Source organism: Streptomyces sp. NBC_00178 (assembly GCF_036206005.1).
In the GTDB taxonomy this organism is placed as follows: domain Bacteria; phylum Actinomycetota; class Actinomycetes; order Streptomycetales; family Streptomycetaceae; genus Streptomyces.
Map to the genome: position 1 here is coordinate 5,219,882 of NZ_CP108143.1, position 20,961 is coordinate 5,240,842.

The window sequence follows — 20,961 nt, forward strand, 5'->3', positions numbered from 1 at the left end:
ACCGGAGCCAGCGGGCCGGACCAACCGAACCAGGGCTGACCGCCCGGCCGACCACCCACCTCAACCAAGGAGACAAGGCACTCATGGACGCTGTCACCCAGGTCCCCGCGCCGGTCAACGAGCCGGTCCACTCCTACGCCCCCGGCACCGCGGAGCGCGCCCGTCTGGAGGCGAAGCTCAAGGAGCTCAGCCAGAACCCGATCGACCTGCCGATGACCATCGGCGGCGAGAAGCGCATGGGCGGCGGCGAGCGCGTCGACGTCGTGCAGCCGCACAACCACAAGGCCGTCATCGGCACCTTCGCCGGTGCCACCGAGCAGGACGCCCAGGACGCCGTCGACGCGGCCCTCGCCGCCGCTCCGGCCTGGCGCGCCATGTCCTTCGACGACCGCGCCGCGATCATCCTGCGCGCAGCCGAGCTGCTCTCCGGCCCCTGGCGCGAGACGCTGGCCGCCTCCACGATGCTCGGCCAGGGCAAGACCGCCCAGCAGGCCGAGATCGACTGCCCCTGCGAGCTCGTCGACTTCTGGCGCTTCAACGTGCACTACGCGCGCCAGATCCTCGCCGAGCAGCCCCCGGCGAACTCCCCGGGCGTGTGGAACCGCATGGACCACCGTCCGCTGGAGGGCTTCGTCTACGCGATCACGCCCTTCAACTTCTCGGCCATCGCCGCCAACCTGCCCACCGCCCCCGCCCTCATGGGCAACGTGGTGGTCTGGAAGCCGTCCCCGACGCAGACCCACGCCGCCGTGCTGCTGATGCAGCTCCTGGAGGAGGCCGGCCTGCCCAAGGGCGTCATCAACCTGGTCACGGGCGACGGCATCGCCGTCTCCGACGTGGTGCTCAACCACCGCGACCTGGCGGGCATCCACTTCACCGGCTCGACCCCCACCTTCCAGCACCTGTGGAAGACGGTCGGCAACAACATCGCCAACTACCGCACCTACCCGCGGCTGGTCGGCGAGACCGGCGGCAAGGACTTCGTCGTCGCGCACCCGAGCGCCGACCGCGCCGTCCTGAAGACCGCGCTGACCCGTGGCTCGTTCGAGTACCAGGGCCAGAAGTGCTCCGCCTCCTCGCGCGCCTACGTCCCGGCCTCCATCTGGAACTCCGGTTTCAAGGAGGAGTTCGCGGCCGAGGTCGACGGCATCACCATGGGTGACGTCACCGACCTGTCGAACTTCATGGGCGCCGTCATCGACGCGCGTTCGTTCGCGAAGAACAAGGCCGCGATCGACCGCGCCGCGGCAGACCCGTCCTGCACGATCGTCGCGGGCGGAACCTACGACGACAGCGTCGGCTACTTCGTGCGCCCGACCGTCATCGTGTGCGACGACCCGGCCAACGAGGTCTTCACCACCGAGTACTTCGGCCCGATCCTCGCCGTCCACGTCTACGAGGACGAGAAGTACGACGCCATGCTGGAGCAGATGGAGTCGGTCTCCGACTACGCGCTCACCGGCGCCGTCATCTCCAACGACCGCGCGGCGGCCGCGTACACGATGGACAAGCTCCGCTACGCGGCGGGCAACTTCTACATCAACGACAAGTCGACCGGTGCGGTCGTCGGCCAGCAGCCCTTCGGCGGCGGGCGTGCCTCGGGCACCAACGACAAGGCGGGCGCGCCGCAGAACCTGCAGCGCTGGACGCTGACCCGCGCCATCAAGGAGACGCTGGTCCCGCCGACCGAGTACACCTACCCCCACCAGGGCTGACGGCCCCGGGGCGCCCGCGCGGGCGCCCCGCTCCAGAACTCCGCCCCCCGACCGGTTCCCCCGCCGGCCGGGGGGCGGTTTCCATGTCCGGACCGCCCGCCCGGCCGGGGCCTCAGCCCTTGACGGTGAAGTCCGCCCGCAGGAGGGCGTCGTCACGGGAGGACGGACCGACCAGCAGCTCGAAGGCGCCCGGCTCGACCACCCGCCGGCCGGCGGCGTCCACGAGGGTGCAGTCGGCGACCGGCAGCTCCACCTGCACCTCACGCGTCTCGCCGGGGGCGAGCGTCACCTGCCGGTAGGTCTTGAGCTCCTTCTCGGCCCAGGTCACCGAGGTCACGGTGTCGCTCACGTAGACCTGCACGGTCTCCAGGGCGGGCCGCGCGCCGGTGTTGCGGACGGTCACGCGCGCCCGCAGGGTGTCACTCCCGCCCACGCACGCCGTCAGCACCTCCAGCCCGGTGTACTCGACGCTCGTGTAGCTCAGGCCCTCGCCGAACACGAAGGCCGGACTCTGGGTGAGGTCGGCGTACCTGCTGCCGTGCTGGCCGCGGATCTGGTTGTAGTACGTCGGCTGCTGGCCCGCGTGCCGGGCGAACGAGAGCGGCAGGCGGCCCGTGGGTTCGACGAGCCCGAGCAGGACCTCCGCGACGGCCCGGCCGCCCTGCATGCCCGGGTTGAAGGCGTGCACGATCGCGGCGGCGCCGAGCGCGGACGGCGGCAGCACCAGCGGCTTCGAGCTGATGACCACCACCACGAGCGGCTTCCCGGTGGCGGCGAGCGCGTCGAGCAACGCGACCTGGTCGCCGACGAGTTCGAGCGTCGCGGTCGAACGGCCCTCACCGACCAGCTCGATGCGGTCGCCCACCACGGCGACGACGTAGTCGGCCGCTTCGGCCGCGGCGACCGCCTCACCGATCAGGGCCTCGGAGGGCTCCGAGGGCACGACGACCTCAGGACGCGGCTGCCCGTCGGGGAAGAACGCGCCCTCCGGGTCGGGCCCCACCGTCAGGATCTCGGCGCCGCGGGCGTACGTGACGCTCCAGTCGTGCGGGACGTGCTCGCGGAAGCCGTCGAGCACGGTCCGGATCATGGCGCGCGGGTGGCCGTCGGGCAGCCAGTCGGCCTGGCCGGAGGAACCGGCCCAGTCGCCCAGCTGGTTCTGCGCGTCGTCGGCGTTCGGGCCGACGACGGCGACCGTACGCGGCGCGGCGGAGGCGGCGGCGCGTCCGTCATCGCCCGGGACGAGTCCGCCGGCCAGCGGCAGGGTGCCGTCGTTGGTGAGCAGCACCAGGGAGCGGCGCGCGGCCTCCAGGTTCAGCTCGGCGTGCCCGGCGCTGCCGATGACCTCGGCCTGCCGTGCGGCGTCGGGGTGCCGCGGGTTCTCGAACAGACCGAGCTCGAACTTCAGGGTGAGCACGCGCCGGACCGCGGCGTCGATCTCCGCCTCGTCGAGCGTGCCCTCGGCGACGGCGTTCTGGGCGCCGTCGAAGAACTGCGGGGTGGTCATCACCATGTCGTTGCCCGCCCGGACCGCCGCGGCGGCGGCCTGGGTGTGGTCGGCGTAGACCTTCTGCTCCCAGACCATCCGGCCGACGTTGTCCCAGTCGGTGACCAGCGTGCCGGTGTAGCCCCACTCGCCCCGCAGCACCTCGTTCAGGAGCCAGTCGTTGACGGTGATCGGCACCCCGTCCATGGACTGGTAGCCGAGCATGAAGGTGCGGCAGCCCTCGCGGGCGACCCGCTCGAACGGCGGGAGGAACCAGGAGCGCAGCTTGCGCCGGGAGATGTCGGCCTCGCTGGCGTCACGGCCGCCCTGCGTCTCGGAGTAGCCGGCGAAGTGCTTGGCGCAGGCCAGGACGGCCGTCGGGTCGTCCAGCCCGTCGCCCTGGTAGCCGCGCACCATCGCCGAGGCCAGCTCGCCGATGAGGAACGGGTCCTCGCCGAACGTCTCGCTCACCCGGCCCCAGCGCAGGTCCCTGGTGATGCAGAGCACCGGCGAGAACGTCCAGTGGACGCCCGTCGCCGCGACCTCGACCGCCGTCGCCCTGGCGACGCGCTCCACGAGCGAGGGATCCCAGGTCGCGGCGAGGCCGAGCTGCGTGGGGTAGATCGTGGCGCCCTCCCAGAAGGAGTGGCCGTGGATGCAGTCCTCGGCGACCAGCAGCGGGATGCGCAGACGGGTGCGCTCGGTGAGCGCCGCCGCCTCCAGGACCCGCTCGGGCGAGGCGTGGAGGATCGAGCCCGCGTGCAGGTCCTCGATGTGGTGGCGCACCCCGTCCTTGGCGTTCAGCTGGAGCATCTGACCGGTCTTCTCGGCCAGGGTCATGCGGCCGAGGAGGTCGTCGACACGCTCGGGGACGGGGAGCGCGGGATCGAGGTAGGGCAGGGAGGGGGACACGGGGGGTCCTTTCGCGACACGGTTCGTGTTCACCATAGAGTCAATCCCGACCACCTGGTAAGTATCTTCGGGGGCCGAACGGAAATCCGATGTAATGCAGTGCCGGCCCGAACCGACGCCGGCGGGACCGGGAGAGTGGCAAGTGACCGCCGAGGCGCCGCGTGGCTACGCGAAGGGCCGCGCCAAGCGGCGGGAGATCCTCGACCAGGCCATGTCCCTGTTCGGCGAGGCCGGCTACCGGGGGGCGTCCCTGCGGGTGATCGCCACCCGGTGCGGCATCTCGCACACCGGACTGCTGCACCACTTCCCGACGAAGGAGGCGCTGCTGCTCGCGGTGCTCGAACGGCGGGACGACGTGGACGACGAGTGGCTCTCGGTCGGCGGCACCACGGGCGTGGACCGGCTGCGCCGGTTCGCCGAACTGGCCGCGCTCAACGCCGGGCGGCGGGGGATCGTCGAGCTGTTCACCGTGGTCTCCGCAGAGGCGACGGCCGCCGACCACCCCGCGCACACCTACTTCGTACGCCGCTACGAGAACTCGGTCGCGGGTGCCCGCCTGGCCTACGAACAGGCGGGCCGGGACGGGGCGCTGCGGGAGGGGATCGTGCCCGCCGACGCCGGCCGGCAGCTGATCGCGCTGATGGACGGCCTCCAGGTCCAGTGGCTGCTCGGCGACTTGGGCACGGACATGGCCGGCGTCCTGCGGGCGCACATCCAGGCCCAGCTCACCGTGGCTCTCTGAGGTTCCGGGGCGGCTCGCGTAGCACGTCCGGCTCGTGTCGCCGTCTCAGATAGTAGGAAGTCCGAGTATCTGTAGAGACAGACGGCCCGGGGTGTCCTAGCGTTGTAGGAGCCGAACGAATCGCTGATCCAGCGAGGGTGGTCGCGAGCGCGCCCCGAAGCAGGCAATCCCTGCGGCATCCGCTCCCCGCCCCTTCCGGCGCCTCGACATCCCGATCTCGAAATCCCCTCTGCAGTCCCGATCTCGAAATCCACGCGATCCCAAGGAGTCGATCCCCCATGGCCGAGACCAACGCCCGCCGCGTCCGCCACGCCTCCCGTCCCGCCGACTCGGACCGCAAGAACGCCGCCGCGGCCCTGCAGCGGGCCCTCGACCGCCGTGACAACGGCGGCTCGACCGGTCACTGAGCACCCGTCACCGAGTACGGCGTGGTCCCGCCCCGTGGTGTCCGCCGCGCATGATCCACTGTCCGGATCGTGGACAACGGATGTCATGGGGTGGGACGAAACGCTAAGGTGCCCCTATGTCTCGCAGCATCGATCTCGCAGTGATCCCCGGCGACGGTATCGGCCGGGAGGTCGTCACCCAGGGCCTCAAGGTCCTCAACGCCGTTCTCCCGCAGGACGTCAAGCTGGAGACCAGGGAGTACGACCTGGGTGCCCAGCGCTGGCACCGCACCGGTGAGACCCTCCCGGACGCGGAACTCGAATCGCTCAAGGGCCACGACGCCATCCTGCTCGGCGCGATCGGAGACCCCTCCGTGCCGTCCGGCGTCCTGGAGCGCGGGCTGCTGCTGAAGCTGCGCTTCGCCTTCGACCACTTCATCAACCTGAGGCCGTCGAAGCTCTTCCCGAACACCGCCACGCCGCTGGCCGGCCGGCCGGAGATCGACTTCGTCGTGGTCCGCGAGGGAACCGAGGGCCCCTACACGGGCAACGGCGGTTCGCTGCGCACCGGCACGGAGCACGAGATCGCCACCGAGGTCAGCGTCAACACGGCCCACGGTGTCGAGCGGGTCGTGCGGGACGCCTTCGCGCGTGCCGCGGGCCGCCCGCGCAAGAAGCTGACGCTGGTCCACAAGAACAACGTCCTCGTGTACGCCGGCCACCTGTGGAAGAACACCTTCGACAAGGTCGCGGCCGAGTACCCCGAGGTCACCACCGACTACCTGCACGTCGACGCCGCGACGATCTTCTTCGTCACCCAGCCGGAGCGCTTCGACGTCATCGTCACCGACAACCTCTTCGGCGACATCCTCACCGACCTGGCCGCGGCCGTGACCGGCGGCATCGGCCTGGCCGCGTCCGGCAACATCAACCCGACGGGTGCCTTCCCGTCCATGTTCGAGCCCGTCCACGGCACCGCGCCGGACATCGCGGGCCAGGGCAAGGCCGACCCGACCGCCACGGTCCTCTCCGTCGCCCTCCTGCTGCGCCACCTCGGTTACGAGGCCGAGGCCGTGCGCATCGAGGAGGCCGTCTCCGCCGACCTCGCGGAGCGTGACGGAGGAAACACCCGCACCACCGACGAGATCGGCGACGCGCTCGCGGTACGAGTAGCGAGCTGACCCGACGATTCCACTTCGAAGCCGCCGGGTCGCAACCGCACCCGGCGGCTTCACCTCGCGGTCTCCGGGTGCCACCATCGACCCCTGGACCGCGTTCTTCGCGTCGCCGCCACACGCCGTACCGAGTCCTGCACCGAACGCGTCATTTCGTGCAGAGCCGCCCCCGGGAGATAATCGAACGCGGGACCGCGGCTCGCGGTGGAGCTCGGACGTCCTGTGAACCTTCCGGCAGTGGCCGGGAGGGCGGGCGTGGGCGCGGTCCATCACACACAAGACCGGTGAAGGACACGCACTCATGACGACGCCCACGATCGAGCTCAAGCCCTCCTCGAACCCGCTGTCCGACGCGGAGCGCGACGCGATCCTGGTCAGCCCCGGCTTCGGCCGCTACTTCACCGATCACATGGTGACGATCAGCTGGACCGAGGGCCGCGGCTGGCACGACGCCCAGCTCGTGCCGTACGGACCGCTCTCGATCGACCCGGCCAACATGACCCTGCACTACGCGCAGGAGATCTTCGAAGGGCTCAAGGCCTACCGGCAGCCCGACGGCTCGGTCGCCACCTTCCGCCCCGAGTCCAACGCCGCGCGCTTCCAGCGCTCCGCCGCCCGGCTCGCCATGCCCGAGCTGCCGGTCGAGACGTTCATCGAGGCCTGTGACGCCCTGGTCCGGCAGGACCAGGCGTGGGTGCCCGGCCACGGCGGTGAGGAATCCCTCTACCTGCGCCCGTTCATGATCGCCTCCGAGGTCGGCCTCGGCGTGCGGCCCGCCAACGAGTACCTCTTCCTCGTCATCGCCTCTCCCGCCGGTGCGTACTTCCCCGGCGGGGTGAAGCCCGTCTCCATCTGGCTCTCCCAGGACCGGGTGCGCGCCGTCCCCGGCGGCATGGGCGACGCCAAGACCGGCGGCAACTACGCCGCCTCCCTGCTCGCGCAGGCCGAGGCCGCGGCGAAGGGCTGCGACCAGGTCGCCTACCTCGACGCCGTCGAGCACAAGTGGGTGGAGGAGCTGGGCGGCATGAACCTCTACTTCGTGTACGAGCAGGCGGACGGCGGCAAGCGGATCGTCACCCCCTCCCTGACCGGCTCACTGCTCGCCGGCGTCACCCGCGACTCCCTCCTCACCGTCGCCGAGGACCTCGGCTACACCTCCGAGGAGGGCCGCGTCTCCATCGACCAGTGGCGCGACGACACCGCCGACGGCACCCTCACCGAGGTCTTCGCCTGCGGCACCGCCGCCGTCATCACCCCCGTCGGCACCGTGAAGTCGGCCGACGGCGAGTGGACGCAGGGCGATGGCACGCCCGGCGAGGTCACCGTGAAGCTGCGCGAGCGCCTGCTGGACATCCAGCGCGGCATCGCCGAGGACACCCACGGGTGGATGCACCGCCTCGGCTGATCCCCGAGTCCCGCCGCACGAAGGCCGCGCCCTCCCCGGGGGCCGCGGCCTTCGTCGTACCCGGTACGGGGGTGCCTTCGTCGCACCCATGGCCGAGGGGGCCGTCGTGACCGGAACGGGGGGAGCCGTCGCCGGACCAGGACCGGCGAAGTTTTGAGTGCTGCTCAAAACCTGGTTAGAGTGACGCTCCAACCAGGAGGTGCGGTGACGTGCGACTGACCCCGACCGAACGCGACCGGCTGCTGCTCTTCGGCGCCGCCGAGCTGGCCAGGGCCCGGCGGGCCCGCGGCCTCCGGCTCAACGTCCCCGAGGCGACCGCCCTGATCGCCGACACCGTCTGCGAGGCGGCCCGGGACGGGCGCAGGCTGGCCGAGGCCGTGGAGGCGGGCCGGACCGTGCTGGGACCCGGCGACGTGCTGCCCGGGGTGGCCGAGATCGTCACCGAGGTCCAGGTGGAGGCCGTCTTCGACGACGGCTCGCGGCTCGCCGTCGTCACCCGGCCGCTCGGCGACGGCTCGCTCGGTGCAGCGGGGCCCGGAGCGCTCGTTCCCGGCCCCGCCGCGCCCGACCCGGAACCGGCCGTGCGGCTGGACGTGCGCAACACCGCGACCGTGCCGGTCAGCGTGACCTCGCACTTCCACTTCTTCGAGGCCAACCCCCGGCTGCGGTTCGACCGGGCCGCGGCCTACGGCATGCGGCTGTGCGTGCCGGCCGGCTCCTCCGTCCGCTTCGGCCCGGGGGAGTCGGTGCGGGTGGGCCTCGTGCCCATCGGCGGGGACCGCGTCGCCATCGGGTTCGCCGGCCTCGTGGACGGACCGCTGGACGCGCCGGGCGCGAAGGCGGAGGCGCTGCGCAGGGCGGCTGCCTGCGGATACCTCGGAGCGGAGGAGAGGTGATGGACCCCTACGCGTACGCCTCCGCGCACGGGCCGCGCGCCGGGGACCGGGTCATGCTCGGCGACTCGGGCCTGACCGTCCGCGTCGGGTCCGACTCCCAGAAACCGGGGGACGAGTTCCTCGCCGGCTTCGGGAAGACGGCTCGTGACGGCCTGCACCTCAAGGCCGCCGCCGTGCGGGACACCTGCGACGTCGTCATCAGCAACGTCCTCGTCATCGACGCGGTCCTCGGCATCAGGAAGGTGTCCGTCGGCATCCGGGAGGGCCGCGTCCACGCGGTCGGGCGGGCCGGGAACCCCGACACCCTCGACGGCGTCGACGTGGTCGTCGGCACGGGCACCACCATCGTCTCCGGCGAGGGTCTGATCGCGACGGCGGGCGCCGTGGACCCGCACGTGCATCTGCTGTCCCCGCGCATCATGGAGGCCTCGCTCGCCTCCGGGGTCACCACGATCATCGGCCAGGAGTTCGGCCCCGTCTGGGGCGTCGGCGTCAACTCCCCGTGGGCGCTGCGCGACGCCTTCGACGCCTGGCCGGTCAACATAGGCTTCCTCGGCCGCGGTTCCTCGTCCGACGAGGCGCCGCTGGTCGAGGCGCTGGCCGAGGGCGGTGCCTGCGGGTTCAAGGTCCACGAGGACATGGGCGCCCACACCCGGGCCCTGGACACCGCGCTGCGGGTCGCCGAGGAACACGACGTACAGGTCGCCCTGCACAGCGACGGGCTGAACGAATGCCTGTCCGTGGAGGACACCCTCGCCGTCCTGGAGGGCCGTACGATCCACGCCTTCCACATCGAGGGCTGCGGCGGCGGGCACGTGCCCAACGTCCTGAAGATGGCCGGCGTCCCCCACGTCATCGGATCGTCCACCAACCCGACGCTCCCCTTCGGCCGCGACGCGGTCGCCGAGCACTACGGGATGATCGTCTCCGTCCACGACCTCAAGACCGACCTCCCCGGGGACGCCGCCATGGCCCGCGACCGCATCCGGGCCGGGACGATGGGCGCCGAGGACGTGCTGCACGACCTGGGGGCCATCGGGATCACCTCCTCCGACGCGCAGGGCATGGGACGGGCCGGTGAGACGGTGCGCCGCACCTTCGCCATGGCCGCGAAGATGAAGGCCGAGTTCGGCCCGATGGAGGGCGACGGGCCCGGCGACGACAACGCGCGCGTGCTGCGCTACATCGCCAAGCTCACGATCAATCCGGCCATCGCCCACGGCATCGCGCACGAGGTCGGCTCCATCGAGCCGGGCAAGCTCGCCGACATCGTCCTGTGGCGCCCGGAGTTCTTCGGCGCGAAGCCCCAGCTGGTCCTGAAGTCGGGCTTCCCCGCGTACGGGGTAACCGGCGACCCCAACGCGGCGACCGACACGTGCGAACCCCTGGTCCTGGGGCCGCAGTTCGGTGCGTACGGGGCGACGGCCGCCGATCTGTCCGTCGCCTTCGTCGCGGAGGCGGCCACCCAGCTCGGTGCCGACCGGATGCCCACCCGGCGCCGCAGGGTCGGGGTCCGGGGCACGCGCGGCATCGGGCCCGCGGACCTGCTCCTCAACTCCCGTACCGGCACCGTCGACGTGGACGGCGACAGCGGACTCGTCACCCTCGACGGGGACCCGCTGCACTCGCCCGCCGCCGAGTCGGTCCCGCTGAACCGCCTCTACTTCCTCTGAGGACCCGTCATGACCTACCGCATGCCGCCCGAGTGGGCTCCGCACGAGCGCACCTGGATGGCCTGGCCGGGTCCCAACCCGACCTTCGCCTCCGGTGCCGAACTCGACGGGGCCCGCGCGGCCTGGGCCGCCGTGGCCCGTGCCGTACGCCGCTTCGAGCCCGTCACCGTCGTCGTCGGACCCGGACAGGAGGAGGGCGCCCGCGCGCTCCTCGGCCCGGACGTCGAGATCACCGTCCGCCCCCTCGACGACGCCTGGATGCGGGACATCGGGCCGACCTTCGTCACCGACGGCGGCCGGCTCGCGGCGGTGGACTGGACGTTCAACGGCTGGGGCGCCCAGGGCTGGGCCCGGTGGGAGCACGACCGGCACATCGCGCGGGGCGTCGCCGAGCTGGCGGGCGTGCCCGTGCACGCTTCGCCGCTCGTCAACGAGGGCGGCGCGATCCACGTCGACGGCGAGGGCACGGTGCTGCTCACCGAGACGGTCCAGCTGGGCAAGGAGCGCAACCCCGGCTGGTCCCGGCAGGCCGTCGAGGACGAGATCCACGCCCGGCTGGGCACCGAGAAGGCCATCTGGCTCCCGCGCGGCCTGACCGGCGACTACGGCACCTACGGCACGCTCGGCCACGTCGACATCGTCGCCGCCTTCGCCCGCCCCGGGGTCGTCGTCGCCCACGTCCAGCCCGATCCCTCCCACCCGGACCACGAGGTCACCCGCGAGACGACCGCGATCCTGCGTGCCGCCACCGACGCGCGGGGCCGCTCCCTCGACGTGGTCGAGATCGCCGCGCCCACGGTGCTGCGCGACGAGGACGGGGGGTGGGCCGACTACTCCTACATCAACCACTACCTCTGCAACGGAGCGGTGATCCTCTGCTCCTTCGACGACCCGAGGGACGAGGAGGCGGCCGCCGCCTTCCGCGCGCTGTTCCCGGACCGCGAGGTGACACCCGTCGACGCCCGTACGATCTTCGCGAGCGGTGGGGGCATCCACTGCATCACCCAGCAACAGCCCAGGATCTGAACGTGACCCCTGCTTCCCGCCGTCGCAACATCGCCCCGCCCAGAGGGGACGTGCTCGCCGCCGTCATGGCCACCGTCGCCCGCAAGGGGCTCGACGGGCTCACGATGGCCGGGCTCGGCCGCGAGGTCGGGATGAGCAGCGGGCACCTCCTCTACTACTTCCGGACGAAGGACGAGTTGCTGCTGCAGACCCTGGAATGGAGCGAGGCGCGGCTCGGCACCGAGCGCCGGGCCCTGCTCACCGGCCCGGGCACCGCCCGCGAGCGGCTCGACGCCTACATCGCGCTGTACGTGCCCGACGGCCACCGCGACCCGCACTGGACGCTCTGGCTGGAGGTCTGGAACCGCTCGCAGGACGCCGACGACGACGCCCGCGCGCGGCAGGCCGCCATCGAGGACGCCTGGCACGGCGACCTCGTGGAGCTGCTGGCCGAGGGCGTCGGGCGCGGGGAGTTCCGGGCCGTGGACACCGGCAGCGCCGCGACGCGCCTGCGGGCCCTGATGGACGGTTTCAGCGTCCACGTCACGGTCGGCATCCCCGGTACGGGCCGCGAGCAGGTGCTGCGCCAGATGCGCGGTCACGTCGACGAGACCCTGCGCCCCGCGGGCGGTGCCCCGCCCGCGACGGACGTCACGCCCGCATCCTGAGACGGCCCGGGACCCCGGGGCTCCGCTGTGCCAGACTGCGTGCGTGTCCTCGTTCGCCATGATTATCGGCAGCAGGCGCGCCGGTCCGCAGTGACCGTGCCGTACCACCACGTACGGAACGGACATCGTGCCCCAGACCCGCGCGCAGACCTCTCGCACCCGCGAGGGGTTTTTTCGTTTTCCGGCCCACACCACGGCCGGAGCGAGGCACGCGAGATGATGGGGGCAAGTGGAGCCGATTCGTCCGGATCCGCCCACCCGACAGGAGTCAGACCAGCATGACCACCAAGGCAACGGCCCCCGATGACACGTTCCACGTCTTCGACACCACGCTGCGCGACGGTGCGCAGCGTGAAGGCATCAACCTGACGGTCGCCGACAAGCTGACGATCGCACGGCACCTGGACGACTTCGGTGTGGGCTTCATCGAGGGCGGCTGGCCCGGCGCCAACCCGCGGGACACGGAGTTCTTCGCCCGCGCCCGGCAGGAGATCGAGTTCCGCCACGCCGAACTCGTCGCGTTCGGCGCGACCCGCAGGGCGGGCGGCACGGCGGCCGAGGACCCGCAGGTCCAGGCACTCCTGGAATCGGGCGCCCCGGTGATCACGCTCGTCGCCAAGTCCCACGACCGCCATGTGGAACTGGCCCTGCGCACCACGCTCGACGAGAACCTGGAGATGGTCCGCGACACCGTCGCCCACCTCCGCGCGCAGGGCCGACGCGTCTTCGTCGACTGCGAGCACTTCTTCGACGGCTACCGCGCGAACCCCGAGTACGCCAAGGCGGTCGTGCGCACCGCCTCGGAGGCGGGCGCCGACGTGGTCATCCTCTGCGACACCAACGGCGGCATGCTCCCCGCCCAGGTCCAGGCCGTCGTCTCCACCGTCCTCGCCGACACGGGCGCCCGGATCGGCATCCACGCCCAGGACGACACCGGCTGCGCCGTCGCCAACACCCTGGCCGCCGTGGACGCCGGCGCCACCCACGTGCAGTGCACCGCGAACGGGTACGGCGAGCGGGTCGGCAACGCGAACCTCTTCCCCGTCGTCGCCGCGCTGGAGCTCAAGTACGGCAAGACCGTCCTGCCCGAGGGCGCGCTCGCCGACATGACGCGGGTCTCCCACGCCATCGCCGAGGTCGTCAACCTGACGCCCTCCACCCACCAGCCGTACGTCGGTGTCTCCGCCTTCGCCCACAAGGCCGGGCTCCACGCCTCCGCGATCAAGGTCGACCCGGACCTCTACCAGCACATCGACCCCGAGCGCGTCGGCAACACCATGCGCATGCTGGTGTCCGACATGGCCGGCCGCGCCTCCATCGAGCTGAAGGGCAAGGAACTCGGCATCGACCTGGGCGACGACCGCGAGCTCGTCGGCCGCGTCGTCGCGCGGGTCAAGGAACGCGAACTGAAGGGCTACACCTACGAGGCGGCCGACGCCTCCTTCGAACTCCTCCTGCGCGCCGAGGTCGACGGCCGCTCGCGCCGCTACTTCCGTATCGAGTCCTGGCGCGCGATCGTCGAGGACCGGCCCGACGGCACCCACGCCAACGAGGCGACCGTGAAGCTCTGGGCCAAGGGCGAGAGGATCGTCGCCACCGCCGAGGGAAACGGCCCGGTCAACGCCCTGGACCGGGCCCTGCGCGTCGGCCTGGAGCGGATCTACCCGCAGCTGGCCAAGCTGGAGCTCGTCGACTACAAGGTCCGCATCCTGGAGGGCCGCACAGGCACCGAGTCCACCACCCGTGTGCTGATCACCACGGGTGACGGAACCGGTGACTGGGCGACGGTCGGCGTGGCCGAGAACGTCATCGCCGCGTCGTGGCAGGCCCTGGAGGACGCGTACACCTACGGCCTGCTGCGCGCCGGCATCGAGCCCACCGACTGACGGGTCCCCCTACTGGAGCCGCCACTTCTGGTTGGCGGCTCCGGTGCAGGTCCAGATCTGGACGCGGGCGCCGTTCGCGGAGGACCGGTCCACCACGTCCAGGCACTTGCCCGAGGCCGTGTTGACCACGTCCCCGGACGAGGCGTCGTACGTCCAGCGCTGCGCGCCCGAGCCGTTGCACGTGTACAGCTGGACCTTCGCCCCGTCGGCCGTCGCACCCGAGGTGACGTCCAGGCAGGCGCCGAGCACCTTCACCGAGCCGTCGCCGGAGACCGTCCACTTCTGGTTGGCCGCGCCGGTGCAGTCCCAGATCTGGACCGGGGTGCCGTCCGAACCGGTGTTGCCGGTGGCGTCGAGGCACTTGCCTCCGATGCCCGTGAGCGCACCGCCCCCGCCGCCCGGGGTGCCCGACTGTGTGCCCGACCAGGTGAACGTCGCCGACGTGCGGCCGGGCAGCGCGTAGGTGAACCTCTGCCCGCCCCAGTTGACGGTGACCTGCTGGGCCGAGGAGGAACCGTTGTACGCGATCAGGGCCTTGGAGCCGTCCGGGTTGCGCCACGCGACGTTGGGCACCGCGGAACTGCCCGTCGACGCGATCCTGGCGGCGCCGGGCCGTACGTACTTCGTCAGGTGCCCCATCGTGTAGTACTCGATCGTGTAGTCCACCTGGCCGTGCCTGCCGTCCCCGTTGTGCACGGTGACCAGCCCGTCGCAGGTGCCGCAGCCGCCGTTGTGCGGGCCGCGGTTCTGGTCGACGGCGAGGGACCACTTGGTGACCGACTTCGCCCAGTTGCGGGTGTAGTCGATGATGTTGAGCATGTCCTCGCGCTGCTGGTCGGCGATCCAGGTGCCGCCGGAGTGCTCGGTCTGGAAGGCGTCCAGCTGCGGGTACCGGTCGTGGACGGCCGTCTGCTTCGCGATGTCGCCGCCGTAGCCGTGCCAGGCGATTCCGCCGAAGTTCGGGTGGCTGCGCACGGCCGCGTCGTCGACGGTGGGGGCGGCGTACGCGTCGTAGCTGTCCCAGTTCCAGTCGTGCGCCAGCACCTTGGTGGCCAGCCCCGCAGACTGGAGCTTCGGCAGCAGCTCGTTCTTGGTGAAGTAGGCGAGCCCCGAGCCGTTCCAGCTCATCGACGGGTAGCCGGAGCAGCAGGTCGGCTCGTTCTGCGCGGTGACGTAGTCGACCGGGACGCCCTGGTCCTTCCACGCCTGGAGGTACTTCACGAAGTAGTCCGCGTAGACGCCGTAGTTCTCGGCCTTCAGCCAGCCGCCGTTGAGCTGCCCGTTGTCCTTCATCCAGGCGGGCGCGGTCCAGGGCGAGGCGACCGTCGTCAGGGCCGGGTTCAGCTGCTCGGCCTGCTTCGTGAGCGGCAGGACGTCCTGCAGGTCGTGTGCGATCGAGAACCTGGTGAGACCGGGGTCGGTCTGCCCGGCCGGCATGTCGTCGTAGGTGTAACCGAACCGCGCGAGGTCCGACCCGCCCATCGGATTGCGTACGAAGGACAGCCCGATGCCCTCCGTCGGTGAGAAGAGCTTCTTCATCGTCGCGTCGCGGGTCGCCTGGCTCAGCGCCCCGCTGCCCTTCATCAGCCAGGCCGCGGTGTCCGTGAACGAGGCGCCGCCGCCGGTGAATGTCTGATAGCGGGTGTTCTCGTCGACGGTGATGTTCGTGCCCTGGCCGCCGTTTCCGGTGCCGAACGCCACCGGGGTCTGGGTCTGGAGTCCGCGCGTGACGTGACGGCCGCCGGAGTCGTCGGTCGTGGTCAGCACGATGTTCACGGTCTCACCGGCGGCCTGGGCGGTGCCGGAGGAGAGCCCGGCGAGGCCCGCGGTCGCGAGCGCCGTCGCGACGAGGACTCTCGCCGCTCTGCTTGTCCGAATCATGGCTGCTGCCTTTCTCGGCAGGGGCGTGGGGGAAATGCCGTCGAACGAGCCGTGAGTGAACTGCTCTTGCGTGTCCGCGTCAAGAGGTTCGTTCGTTCAACTAGTGAACAAATGCTTCGCCGGACCTGCCTGGATCATCGGTACGGACCAATGTCGGTGTGAAGTATTGACGCCTCTGTTCCGGCGGGGTTAACTCCAGCCGCAACGCCGGTACCGGTTCCGGTACCGGTTGCGGAACCGGTACCGAACCCCGGCCGCCCCTTGTCCTGCCTTGTCCCTGGAGGCTCCGTTGCGCGTCACCATCGCCGATGTCGCCCGCGAGGCCGGCGTCAGCAAGACGACCGTGTCACGGGTCATCAACTTCAAGGGCGAGGTGGACGGTTCGACGGCCGCCCGTGTTCGTGAAGTGATCGCGGACCTCGGTTACGTGCCCAGCTCGGGCGCCGTGGGGCTGGCGCGCGGCCGCAGCCGTACGGTCGGGCTGCTGGTTCCCTCGTTCACCTGGCCGTGGATGGGTGAGGTGCTCCAGGGGATCGTCGACACGGTCGAGGCCGCCGACTACGGGCTGCTGCTCTTCACGTGCACCCGGGGGGCGGAGTCCGTCAAGCGCTTCACCACCCAGGTGTCGGCGCGTGCCTTCGACGGGCTCGTCGTCGTCGAACCGGAGAACACGCTCGACCAGCTCACCGAACTCCACCGCTCCGGCCTGCCGATCGTCCTGATCGACGACCGGGGCCACCACCCCGAATTCCCCTCCGTCGTGACCACCAATCACGAGGGGGGCGCGTCCGCCGCCCGTCATCTGCGGGCCGCCGGCCGCACCAGACCCCTGGTGGTCACCGGCCCCAGGCACTTCGGCTGCGTGAACGACCGGCTCGCGGGCTTCCGTTCCGTCCTGCCCACCGAACTGGTCGTCGACGGTGACTTCACCGAGCGGCGCGGGCGTCTCGCGGTGGAGGAACTCCTCGCTTCCGGTGCGGACTTCGACTCCGTCTTCGCCCTGAACGACATCAGTGCGGCGGGTGTCCTGCGGGCTCTGCGCGCCGCCGGCCGCCGCGTGCCGGAGGACGTCGCCGTGGTCGGGTTCGACGACATCCCGATGGCCGAACACACCGAACCGCCGCTGACCACCGTGCATCAGCCCACGCGGCGGATGGGCGAGGCGGCGGCCCTTCTGCTGCTCTCCCACCTCGGCGGCACCGCCGTACCGGACGGACCGGTCGTGCTGCCCACCGAACTGGTCGTGCGCCACTCGGCGCCGTAGAGGTTCCCGGCCCCGCCGGTCACCCGCCCGCATCCCCGACCCCGCCGCACCGGCACCCGCACCACCCGCATCCGGCGCGTCGCGCGCTGACCACCTCGCAGGGCCCCCGGTCCCGCAGTCCCTCTGGAGTCGCCATGTCCGTACGCCGTCGTCACACTCTGAGAGCGCTCTCAGTCGCCACTGCCGTGGTCGCGCTCGCCGCGGGCTGCTCGTCCGCCAACTCGGGCGCCGACAAGGGGGGCGGCGCCGGCGCCTCCGGCGTGCTGAACATCGGGAAGCCCGACGGGCCGCAGACGAACAACAGCAACCCGTTCCTCGCCACCTCCGCGAGTGCCACGCTCGGCTACCGGTACATGATCTACGAGCCGCTGGCGATGACCAACATGATCCGCCCCACCGACAAGGCGGACCCCTGGCTCGCGACCGCGTGGGACTGGGAGTCGAACTTCACCAAGCTCACCTTCACGCTCGACAAGCGCGCGAAGTGGGCCGACGGCAAGCCGCTCACCGCGGCCGACGTCGCCTTCACCTTCGAACTGCTCAAGAAGCACCCGGCGCTCAACGGCAACGGCATCCCCTACGACGGTGTCGCGGTCGAGGGCGAGAAGGTCGTCCTGACCTTCAAGGACTCGCAGTTCGTCAACCAGAACAAGATCATATCGACCTATGTCGTGCCCAAGCACATCTGGGAGAAGGTCGAGAATCCGGAGACCTGGCCCAACCGCACCCCGGTCGGCTCCGGCCCGTACAAGCTGAAGACCTTCACCCCGCAGACCACCACCCTGACCGCCACGCCCGCCTACTGGAAGGGCACGACCAAGGTCAGGGAGCTGCGCTACAGCACGTACAACGACAACAGCGCCGCGACCACGGCCCTGGCCAACGGCAAGCTCGAGTGGTCGTTCGTCTTCATGCCGAACTACAAGCAGCTCTACGTCGCCAAGGACCAGAAGAACCACAAGCTCTGGTTCCCCTCGGGGCTCGGCATCCACGGCCTGTGGTTCAACACCGCCCGCAAGCCGTTCGACAACCCGGCACTGCGCAAGGCGATGGCCATGGTCGTCGACCGCAACGCGATCCACGTGCAGGCGCAGGCGACCCTCTACCCGGAGATCACCAACCCGACCGGCATCCCCCTGCCCGCCGGTGACCCGTTCCTCGCCCCGGAGTACAAGAGCGCCACCACCAAGCCCGACGTGGACGGCGCCAAGGCGCTGCTCATGGACGCCGGCTTCAAGCTCAGCGGCGGCGTGCTGAAGGACCCGAGCGGCAAGCCCGTGAAGCTGACCCTCACCGACCCGGCCGGCTGGAACGACTACATCACCGGGCTCTCGATCATCAAGGACAGCATCAAGCAGCTGGGCATCGAGGCCAAGGTCAAGACCCAGACCGCCGAGGCCTGGACGAACGACGTCGCCGTCGGCAACTTCGACGCCACCCTGCACTGGACCAACAGCGGCGCCACCCCGTACGACATGTACCAGAACATCATGGACGGGGCGATCCTCCAGCCCGTCGGCAAGGCCTCCCAGCTCGGCAACTTCGGCCGCTTCAAGAGCCCCGAGGGCACCGCGGCGCTGAAGGAGTACGCCAACGCCACGGACGACGCCACGCGCACCAAGGCCATGAACTCCCTCCAGAAGATCATGGTCGAGCAGGCCCCGGTCATCCCGACGGCCGCGGCCCCCATCGGTGCCGAGTACTCCACGAAGAACTGGACGGGCTGGCCGACCGAGGAGAACCCCTACGCAGCCCCGCAGCACACCCAGCAGGACGCGCTGGAAGTCGTGCTGAACCTGAAGCCCGCCAAGTAAGCACGGGAAGAACCGGCCATGACCACCGAACAGTCCGAAGACGTGCGCGCCACGGCCGACGTGGTGCTCGAAGCACGCGGAGTCACCAAGCACTTCCCCGTACGGCGCACCGGCAGGGACCTCCTCACCCGCAGCCGCCGTACCGTCCACGCCGTCGACGACGTCTCGCTGAAGCTCCGGCGCGGCACCGTCACGGCTCTGGTGGGGGAGTCCGGCTCGGGCAAATCCACCGTCGCGCGGCTGCTCGCCCAGCTGTACCCGCTCACCGCGGGCGAGATCGAGCTGGGCGGCACGGCGGTGAAGGCCGGACGTGGCCGGTCCTTCCGCAGATACGTCAAGCAGGTCCAGCTGATCTTCCAGGACCCCTTCGCCTCGCTCAACCCGGTGCACACCGTGCGCTACCACCTGACCCGCGCCCTGAGGATCCACGGCCGGGCGGGGGAGGGGGAGGCGGAACTGGAGAACGGCCTGGCGGCTCTGCTGGAACGCGTCCAGCTGACTCCTCCTCATCAGTACCTGGACAAGTTCCCGCACGAGCTGTCGGGAGGTCAGCGCCAGCGCGTCGCGATCGCGCGCGCGCTCGGCGCCGACCCCCAGGTCCTGCTCGCGGACGAGCCGGTGTCGATGCTGGACGTGTCGATCCGGCTCGGGGTCCTCAACCTGCTCCGCGACCTCAAGGAGCGCCTGCACCTGGCGATCCTCTACATCACCCACGACATCGCGTCCGCCCGCTACTTCGCGGACACGACCCTCGTGATGTACGCCGGCCGGATCGTCGAGGGCGGTGGCAGCGAGACCGTCACCCAGCATCCCGCGCACCCCTACACCCAGCTGCTCATCGCCTCCGCGCCGGACCCCGACCGGGTGGCGGACGCCGAGGCGCAGGAGGAGACCGGGAGCGGCGAGCCGCCCTCCCTGATCGCCCCTCCGGCCGGCTGCCGCTTCCACCCCCGCTGCCCGAAGGCCATGGAGCGCTGCCGCACCGAGCTGCCGCCGCGCTTCGACCTGGCGGACGGCCAGTGGGCCGCCTGCTGGCTGTACGACGGCACCACCGCCGAGGGAGCAGCGAAGTGAAGTACATCCTCCAGCGGTTCGCCTTCTACGCGGTCACCGCGTGGGCCGCGATCACCATCAACTTCCTGATCCCGCGCATGATGCCGGGCGACCCCGTCGACGCCCTGATGAGCCGCTACCAGGGGCAGCTCGACACCACCGCCATCGCCTCGCTGAAGGCGCTGTTCGGACTCGACGAGAACCAGTCCCTCTGGTCGCAGTACACCGACTACTGGTCGCACCTCCTCGACGGCGACCTCGGCCTCTCCTTCACCTTCTTCCCGACCCCGGTCGGCGAGGTGATCTCCCAGTCGCTGCCCTGGACGCTCGCCCTGGTCGGCATCACCACCCTGATCAGCTTCCTGCTCGGCACCGGCATCGGCGTCTACAGCGGCTGGCGGCGCGGCTCCTGGCTGGACGGGCTGCTGCCCGTGACCACCTTCATCTCGGCCATCCCGTACTTCTGGCTCGGTCTCATCGCCATCGCGGTGTTCGCGGTGAAGTGGCAGATCTTCCCGGCCGCCGGCGGGTACGACAACTCCCTGGTCCCGGCCTTCGACTGGCCGTTCGTCTCCAGCGCGCTGTACCACGGGGTGCTCCCCGGCGTGACGATCGTCCTGAGCGCCGTCGCCGGGTGGATCCTCGGCATGCGCAACATGATGGTGACGGTCTCCTCGGAGGACTACGTCATGGTCGCGCAGGCCAAGGGGCTCTCCGAGCGGCGCGTGATGTTCTCCTACGCCGCGCGCAACGCGGTCCTGCCCAACATCTCGGGCTTCGCCCTCTCGCTGGGCTTCATCGTCGGCGGCACCCTGCTGGTCGAGATGGTCTTCTCCTACCCGGGCATCGGCTACCAGCTCTTCCAGGCCGTCGGAGCCAAGGACTACCCGCTCATGCAGGGCGTCTTCCTGATCATCACGCTCTCCGTGCTCGCCGCGAACCTGCTGGCCGACATGGCCTACGCCCTCCTCGACCCCCGCACTCGTAAGGAGGCATGACG

Annotated in this window: 16 protein-coding genes; 14 read left to right on the plus strand and 2 right to left on the minus strand. The window is 70.8% G+C overall.

The annotated features are described in order from the left end of the window. The first annotated feature begins 83 nt into the window (after positions 1-83). Positions 84-1,715 (plus strand): L-glutamate gamma-semialdehyde dehydrogenase, encoded by a 1,632-nt coding sequence (pruA, locus tag OHT61_RS22985; protein ID WP_329040812.1) that lies wholly within the window; start codon positions 84-86, stop codon positions 1,713-1,715. Positions 1,716-1,827: 112 nt separating this feature from the next. Here the strand turns inward: pruA and OHT61_RS22990 are convergent, their stop codons facing one another. Continuing rightward, on the minus strand, positions 1,828-4,113 hold the full coding sequence (locus tag OHT61_RS22990) for a glycoside hydrolase family 3 N-terminal domain-containing protein (protein ID WP_329040813.1): 2,286 nt from the start codon (positions 4,111-4,113) through the stop codon (positions 1,828-1,830). A gap of 142 nt (positions 4,114-4,255) precedes the next feature. Between OHT61_RS22990 and OHT61_RS22995 the strand changes: the two genes are divergently transcribed. The 9 genes from OHT61_RS22995 to cimA all read left to right on the plus strand — a co-directional run bounded on the left by OHT61_RS22995 (position 4,256) and on the right by cimA (position 13,949). Beyond that, on the plus strand, positions 4,256-4,855 hold the full coding sequence (locus OHT61_RS22995) for a TetR/AcrR family transcriptional regulator (RefSeq protein WP_329040814.1): 600 nt from the start codon (positions 4,256-4,258) through the stop codon (positions 4,853-4,855). Positions 4,856-5,133: 278 nt separating this feature from the next. Beyond that, the gene (locus OHT61_RS23000; protein WP_329040816.1) at positions 5,134-5,262 is read left to right on the plus strand and encodes a hypothetical protein; all 129 of its coding nucleotides are present in this window, start codon (positions 5,134-5,136) and stop codon (positions 5,260-5,262) included. A gap of 116 nt (positions 5,263-5,378) precedes the next feature. Beyond that, positions 5,379-6,422: a 3-isopropylmalate dehydrogenase gene (locus OHT61_RS23005; RefSeq protein ID WP_329040818.1), complete on the plus strand. Its 1,044-nt coding sequence runs from the start codon at positions 5,379-5,381 to the stop codon at positions 6,420-6,422. Between the two features lie 295 nt (positions 6,423-6,717). Continuing rightward, positions 6,718-7,821, plus strand: coding sequence for a branched-chain amino acid aminotransferase (locus OHT61_RS23010; protein ID WP_329040819.1), 1,104 nt, complete (start codon positions 6,718-6,720; stop codon positions 7,819-7,821). 209 nt (positions 7,822-8,030) lie between these two features. Next, complete coding sequence (gene ureA / locus OHT61_RS23015) at positions 8,031-8,717, plus strand: urease subunit gamma (RefSeq protein WP_329040820.1); 687 nt, start codon at positions 8,031-8,033, stop codon at positions 8,715-8,717. Then, positions 8,717-10,390 carry an urease subunit alpha gene (locus OHT61_RS23020; RefSeq protein WP_329040822.1) on the plus strand — a complete coding sequence of 558 codons (1,674 nt, stop codon included), beginning with the start codon at positions 8,717-8,719 and terminating at the stop codon, positions 10,388-10,390. The genes ureA and OHT61_RS23020 overlap by 1 nt, the downstream gene beginning before the upstream one ends. 9 nt (positions 10,391-10,399) lie before the next feature. Continuing rightward, positions 10,400-11,416 carry an agmatine deiminase family protein gene (locus OHT61_RS23025; RefSeq protein ID WP_329040823.1) on the plus strand — a complete coding sequence of 339 codons (1,017 nt, stop codon included), beginning with the start codon at positions 10,400-10,402 and terminating at the stop codon, positions 11,414-11,416. Positions 11,417-11,418: 2 nt separating this feature from the next. Continuing rightward, positions 11,419-12,063 carry a TetR/AcrR family transcriptional regulator gene (locus OHT61_RS23030; RefSeq protein WP_329040824.1) on the plus strand — a complete coding sequence of 215 codons (645 nt, stop codon included), beginning with the start codon at positions 11,419-11,421 and terminating at the stop codon, positions 12,061-12,063. A 278-nt stretch (positions 12,064-12,341) separates the two neighbouring features. Then, positions 12,342-13,949: a citramalate synthase gene (gene cimA / locus OHT61_RS23035; protein ID WP_329040825.1), complete on the plus strand. Its 1,608-nt coding sequence runs from the start codon at positions 12,342-12,344 to the stop codon at positions 13,947-13,949. A gap of 9 nt (positions 13,950-13,958) precedes the next feature. Here the strand turns inward: cimA and OHT61_RS23040 are convergent, their stop codons facing one another. Continuing rightward, complete coding sequence (locus tag OHT61_RS23040; RefSeq protein WP_329040826.1) at positions 13,959-15,830, minus strand: ricin-type beta-trefoil lectin domain protein; 1,872 nt, start codon at positions 15,828-15,830, stop codon at positions 13,959-13,961. Between the two features lie 289 nt (positions 15,831-16,119). On the opposite strand from OHT61_RS23040, the gene OHT61_RS23045 reads away from it, so the two are divergent. The 4 genes from OHT61_RS23045 to OHT61_RS23060 all read left to right on the plus strand — a co-directional run bounded on the left by OHT61_RS23045 (position 16,120) and on the right by OHT61_RS23060 (position 20,959). Continuing rightward, the gene (locus OHT61_RS23045) at positions 16,120-17,094 is read left to right on the plus strand and encodes a LacI family DNA-binding transcriptional regulator (protein ID WP_329040828.1); all 975 of its coding nucleotides are present in this window, start codon (positions 16,120-16,122) and stop codon (positions 17,092-17,094) included. Positions 17,095-17,228: 134 nt separating this feature from the next. Continuing rightward, a complete protein-coding gene (locus OHT61_RS23050) occupies positions 17,229-18,908 on the plus strand; it encodes an ABC transporter substrate-binding protein (protein ID WP_329040829.1) in 1,680 nt (559 codons plus the stop codon). Positions 18,909-18,926: 18 nt separating this feature from the next. Then, complete coding sequence (locus tag OHT61_RS23055) at positions 18,927-19,982, plus strand: ABC transporter ATP-binding protein (RefSeq protein ID WP_329040830.1); 1,056 nt, start codon at positions 18,927-18,929, stop codon at positions 19,980-19,982. Then, entirely contained in the window at positions 19,979-20,959 is a 981-nt protein-coding gene (locus tag OHT61_RS23060; RefSeq protein ID WP_329040832.1) for an ABC transporter permease, read from the plus strand. Before OHT61_RS23055 ends, OHT61_RS23060 begins: the two co-directional genes overlap by 4 nt. The last annotated feature ends 2 nt before the right edge of the window (positions 20,960-20,961 follow it).

What these genes read in the sequence shown, in the direction of transcription:
- OHT61_RS23050 (WP_329040829.1), top strand. Translation starts at nt 17,229, where the DNA reads ATGTCCGTACGCCGTCGTCACACTCTGAGAGCGCTCTCAGTCGCCACT.
- cimA (WP_329040825.1), top strand. Translation starts at nt 12,342, where the DNA reads ATGACCACCAAGGCAACGGCCCCCGATGACACGTTCCACGTCTTCGAC.
- OHT61_RS23010 (WP_329040819.1), top strand. Translation starts at nt 6,718, where the DNA reads ATGACGACGCCCACGATCGAGCTCAAGCCCTCCTCGAACCCGCTGTCC.
- pruA (WP_329040812.1), top strand. Translation starts at nt 84, where the DNA reads ATGGACGCTGTCACCCAGGTCCCCGCGCCGGTCAACGAGCCGGTCCAC.
- OHT61_RS23025 (WP_329040823.1), top strand. Translation starts at nt 10,400, where the DNA reads ATGACCTACCGCATGCCGCCCGAGTGGGCTCCGCACGAGCGCACCTGG.
- OHT61_RS23000 (WP_329040816.1), top strand. Translation starts at nt 5,134, where the DNA reads ATGGCCGAGACCAACGCCCGCCGCGTCCGCCACGCCTCCCGTCCCGCC.
- OHT61_RS23005 (WP_329040818.1), top strand. Translation starts at nt 5,379, where the DNA reads ATGTCTCGCAGCATCGATCTCGCAGTGATCCCCGGCGACGGTATCGGC.
- OHT61_RS23020 (WP_329040822.1), top strand. Translation starts at nt 8,717, where the DNA reads ATGGACCCCTACGCGTACGCCTCCGCGCACGGGCCGCGCGCCGGGGAC.
- OHT61_RS23040 (WP_329040826.1), bottom strand. Translation starts at nt 15,830, where the DNA reads ATGATTCGGACAAGCAGAGCGGCGAGAGTCCTCGTCGCGACGGCGCTC.
- OHT61_RS23055 (WP_329040830.1), top strand. Translation starts at nt 18,927, where the DNA reads ATGACCACCGAACAGTCCGAAGACGTGCGCGCCACGGCCGACGTGGTG.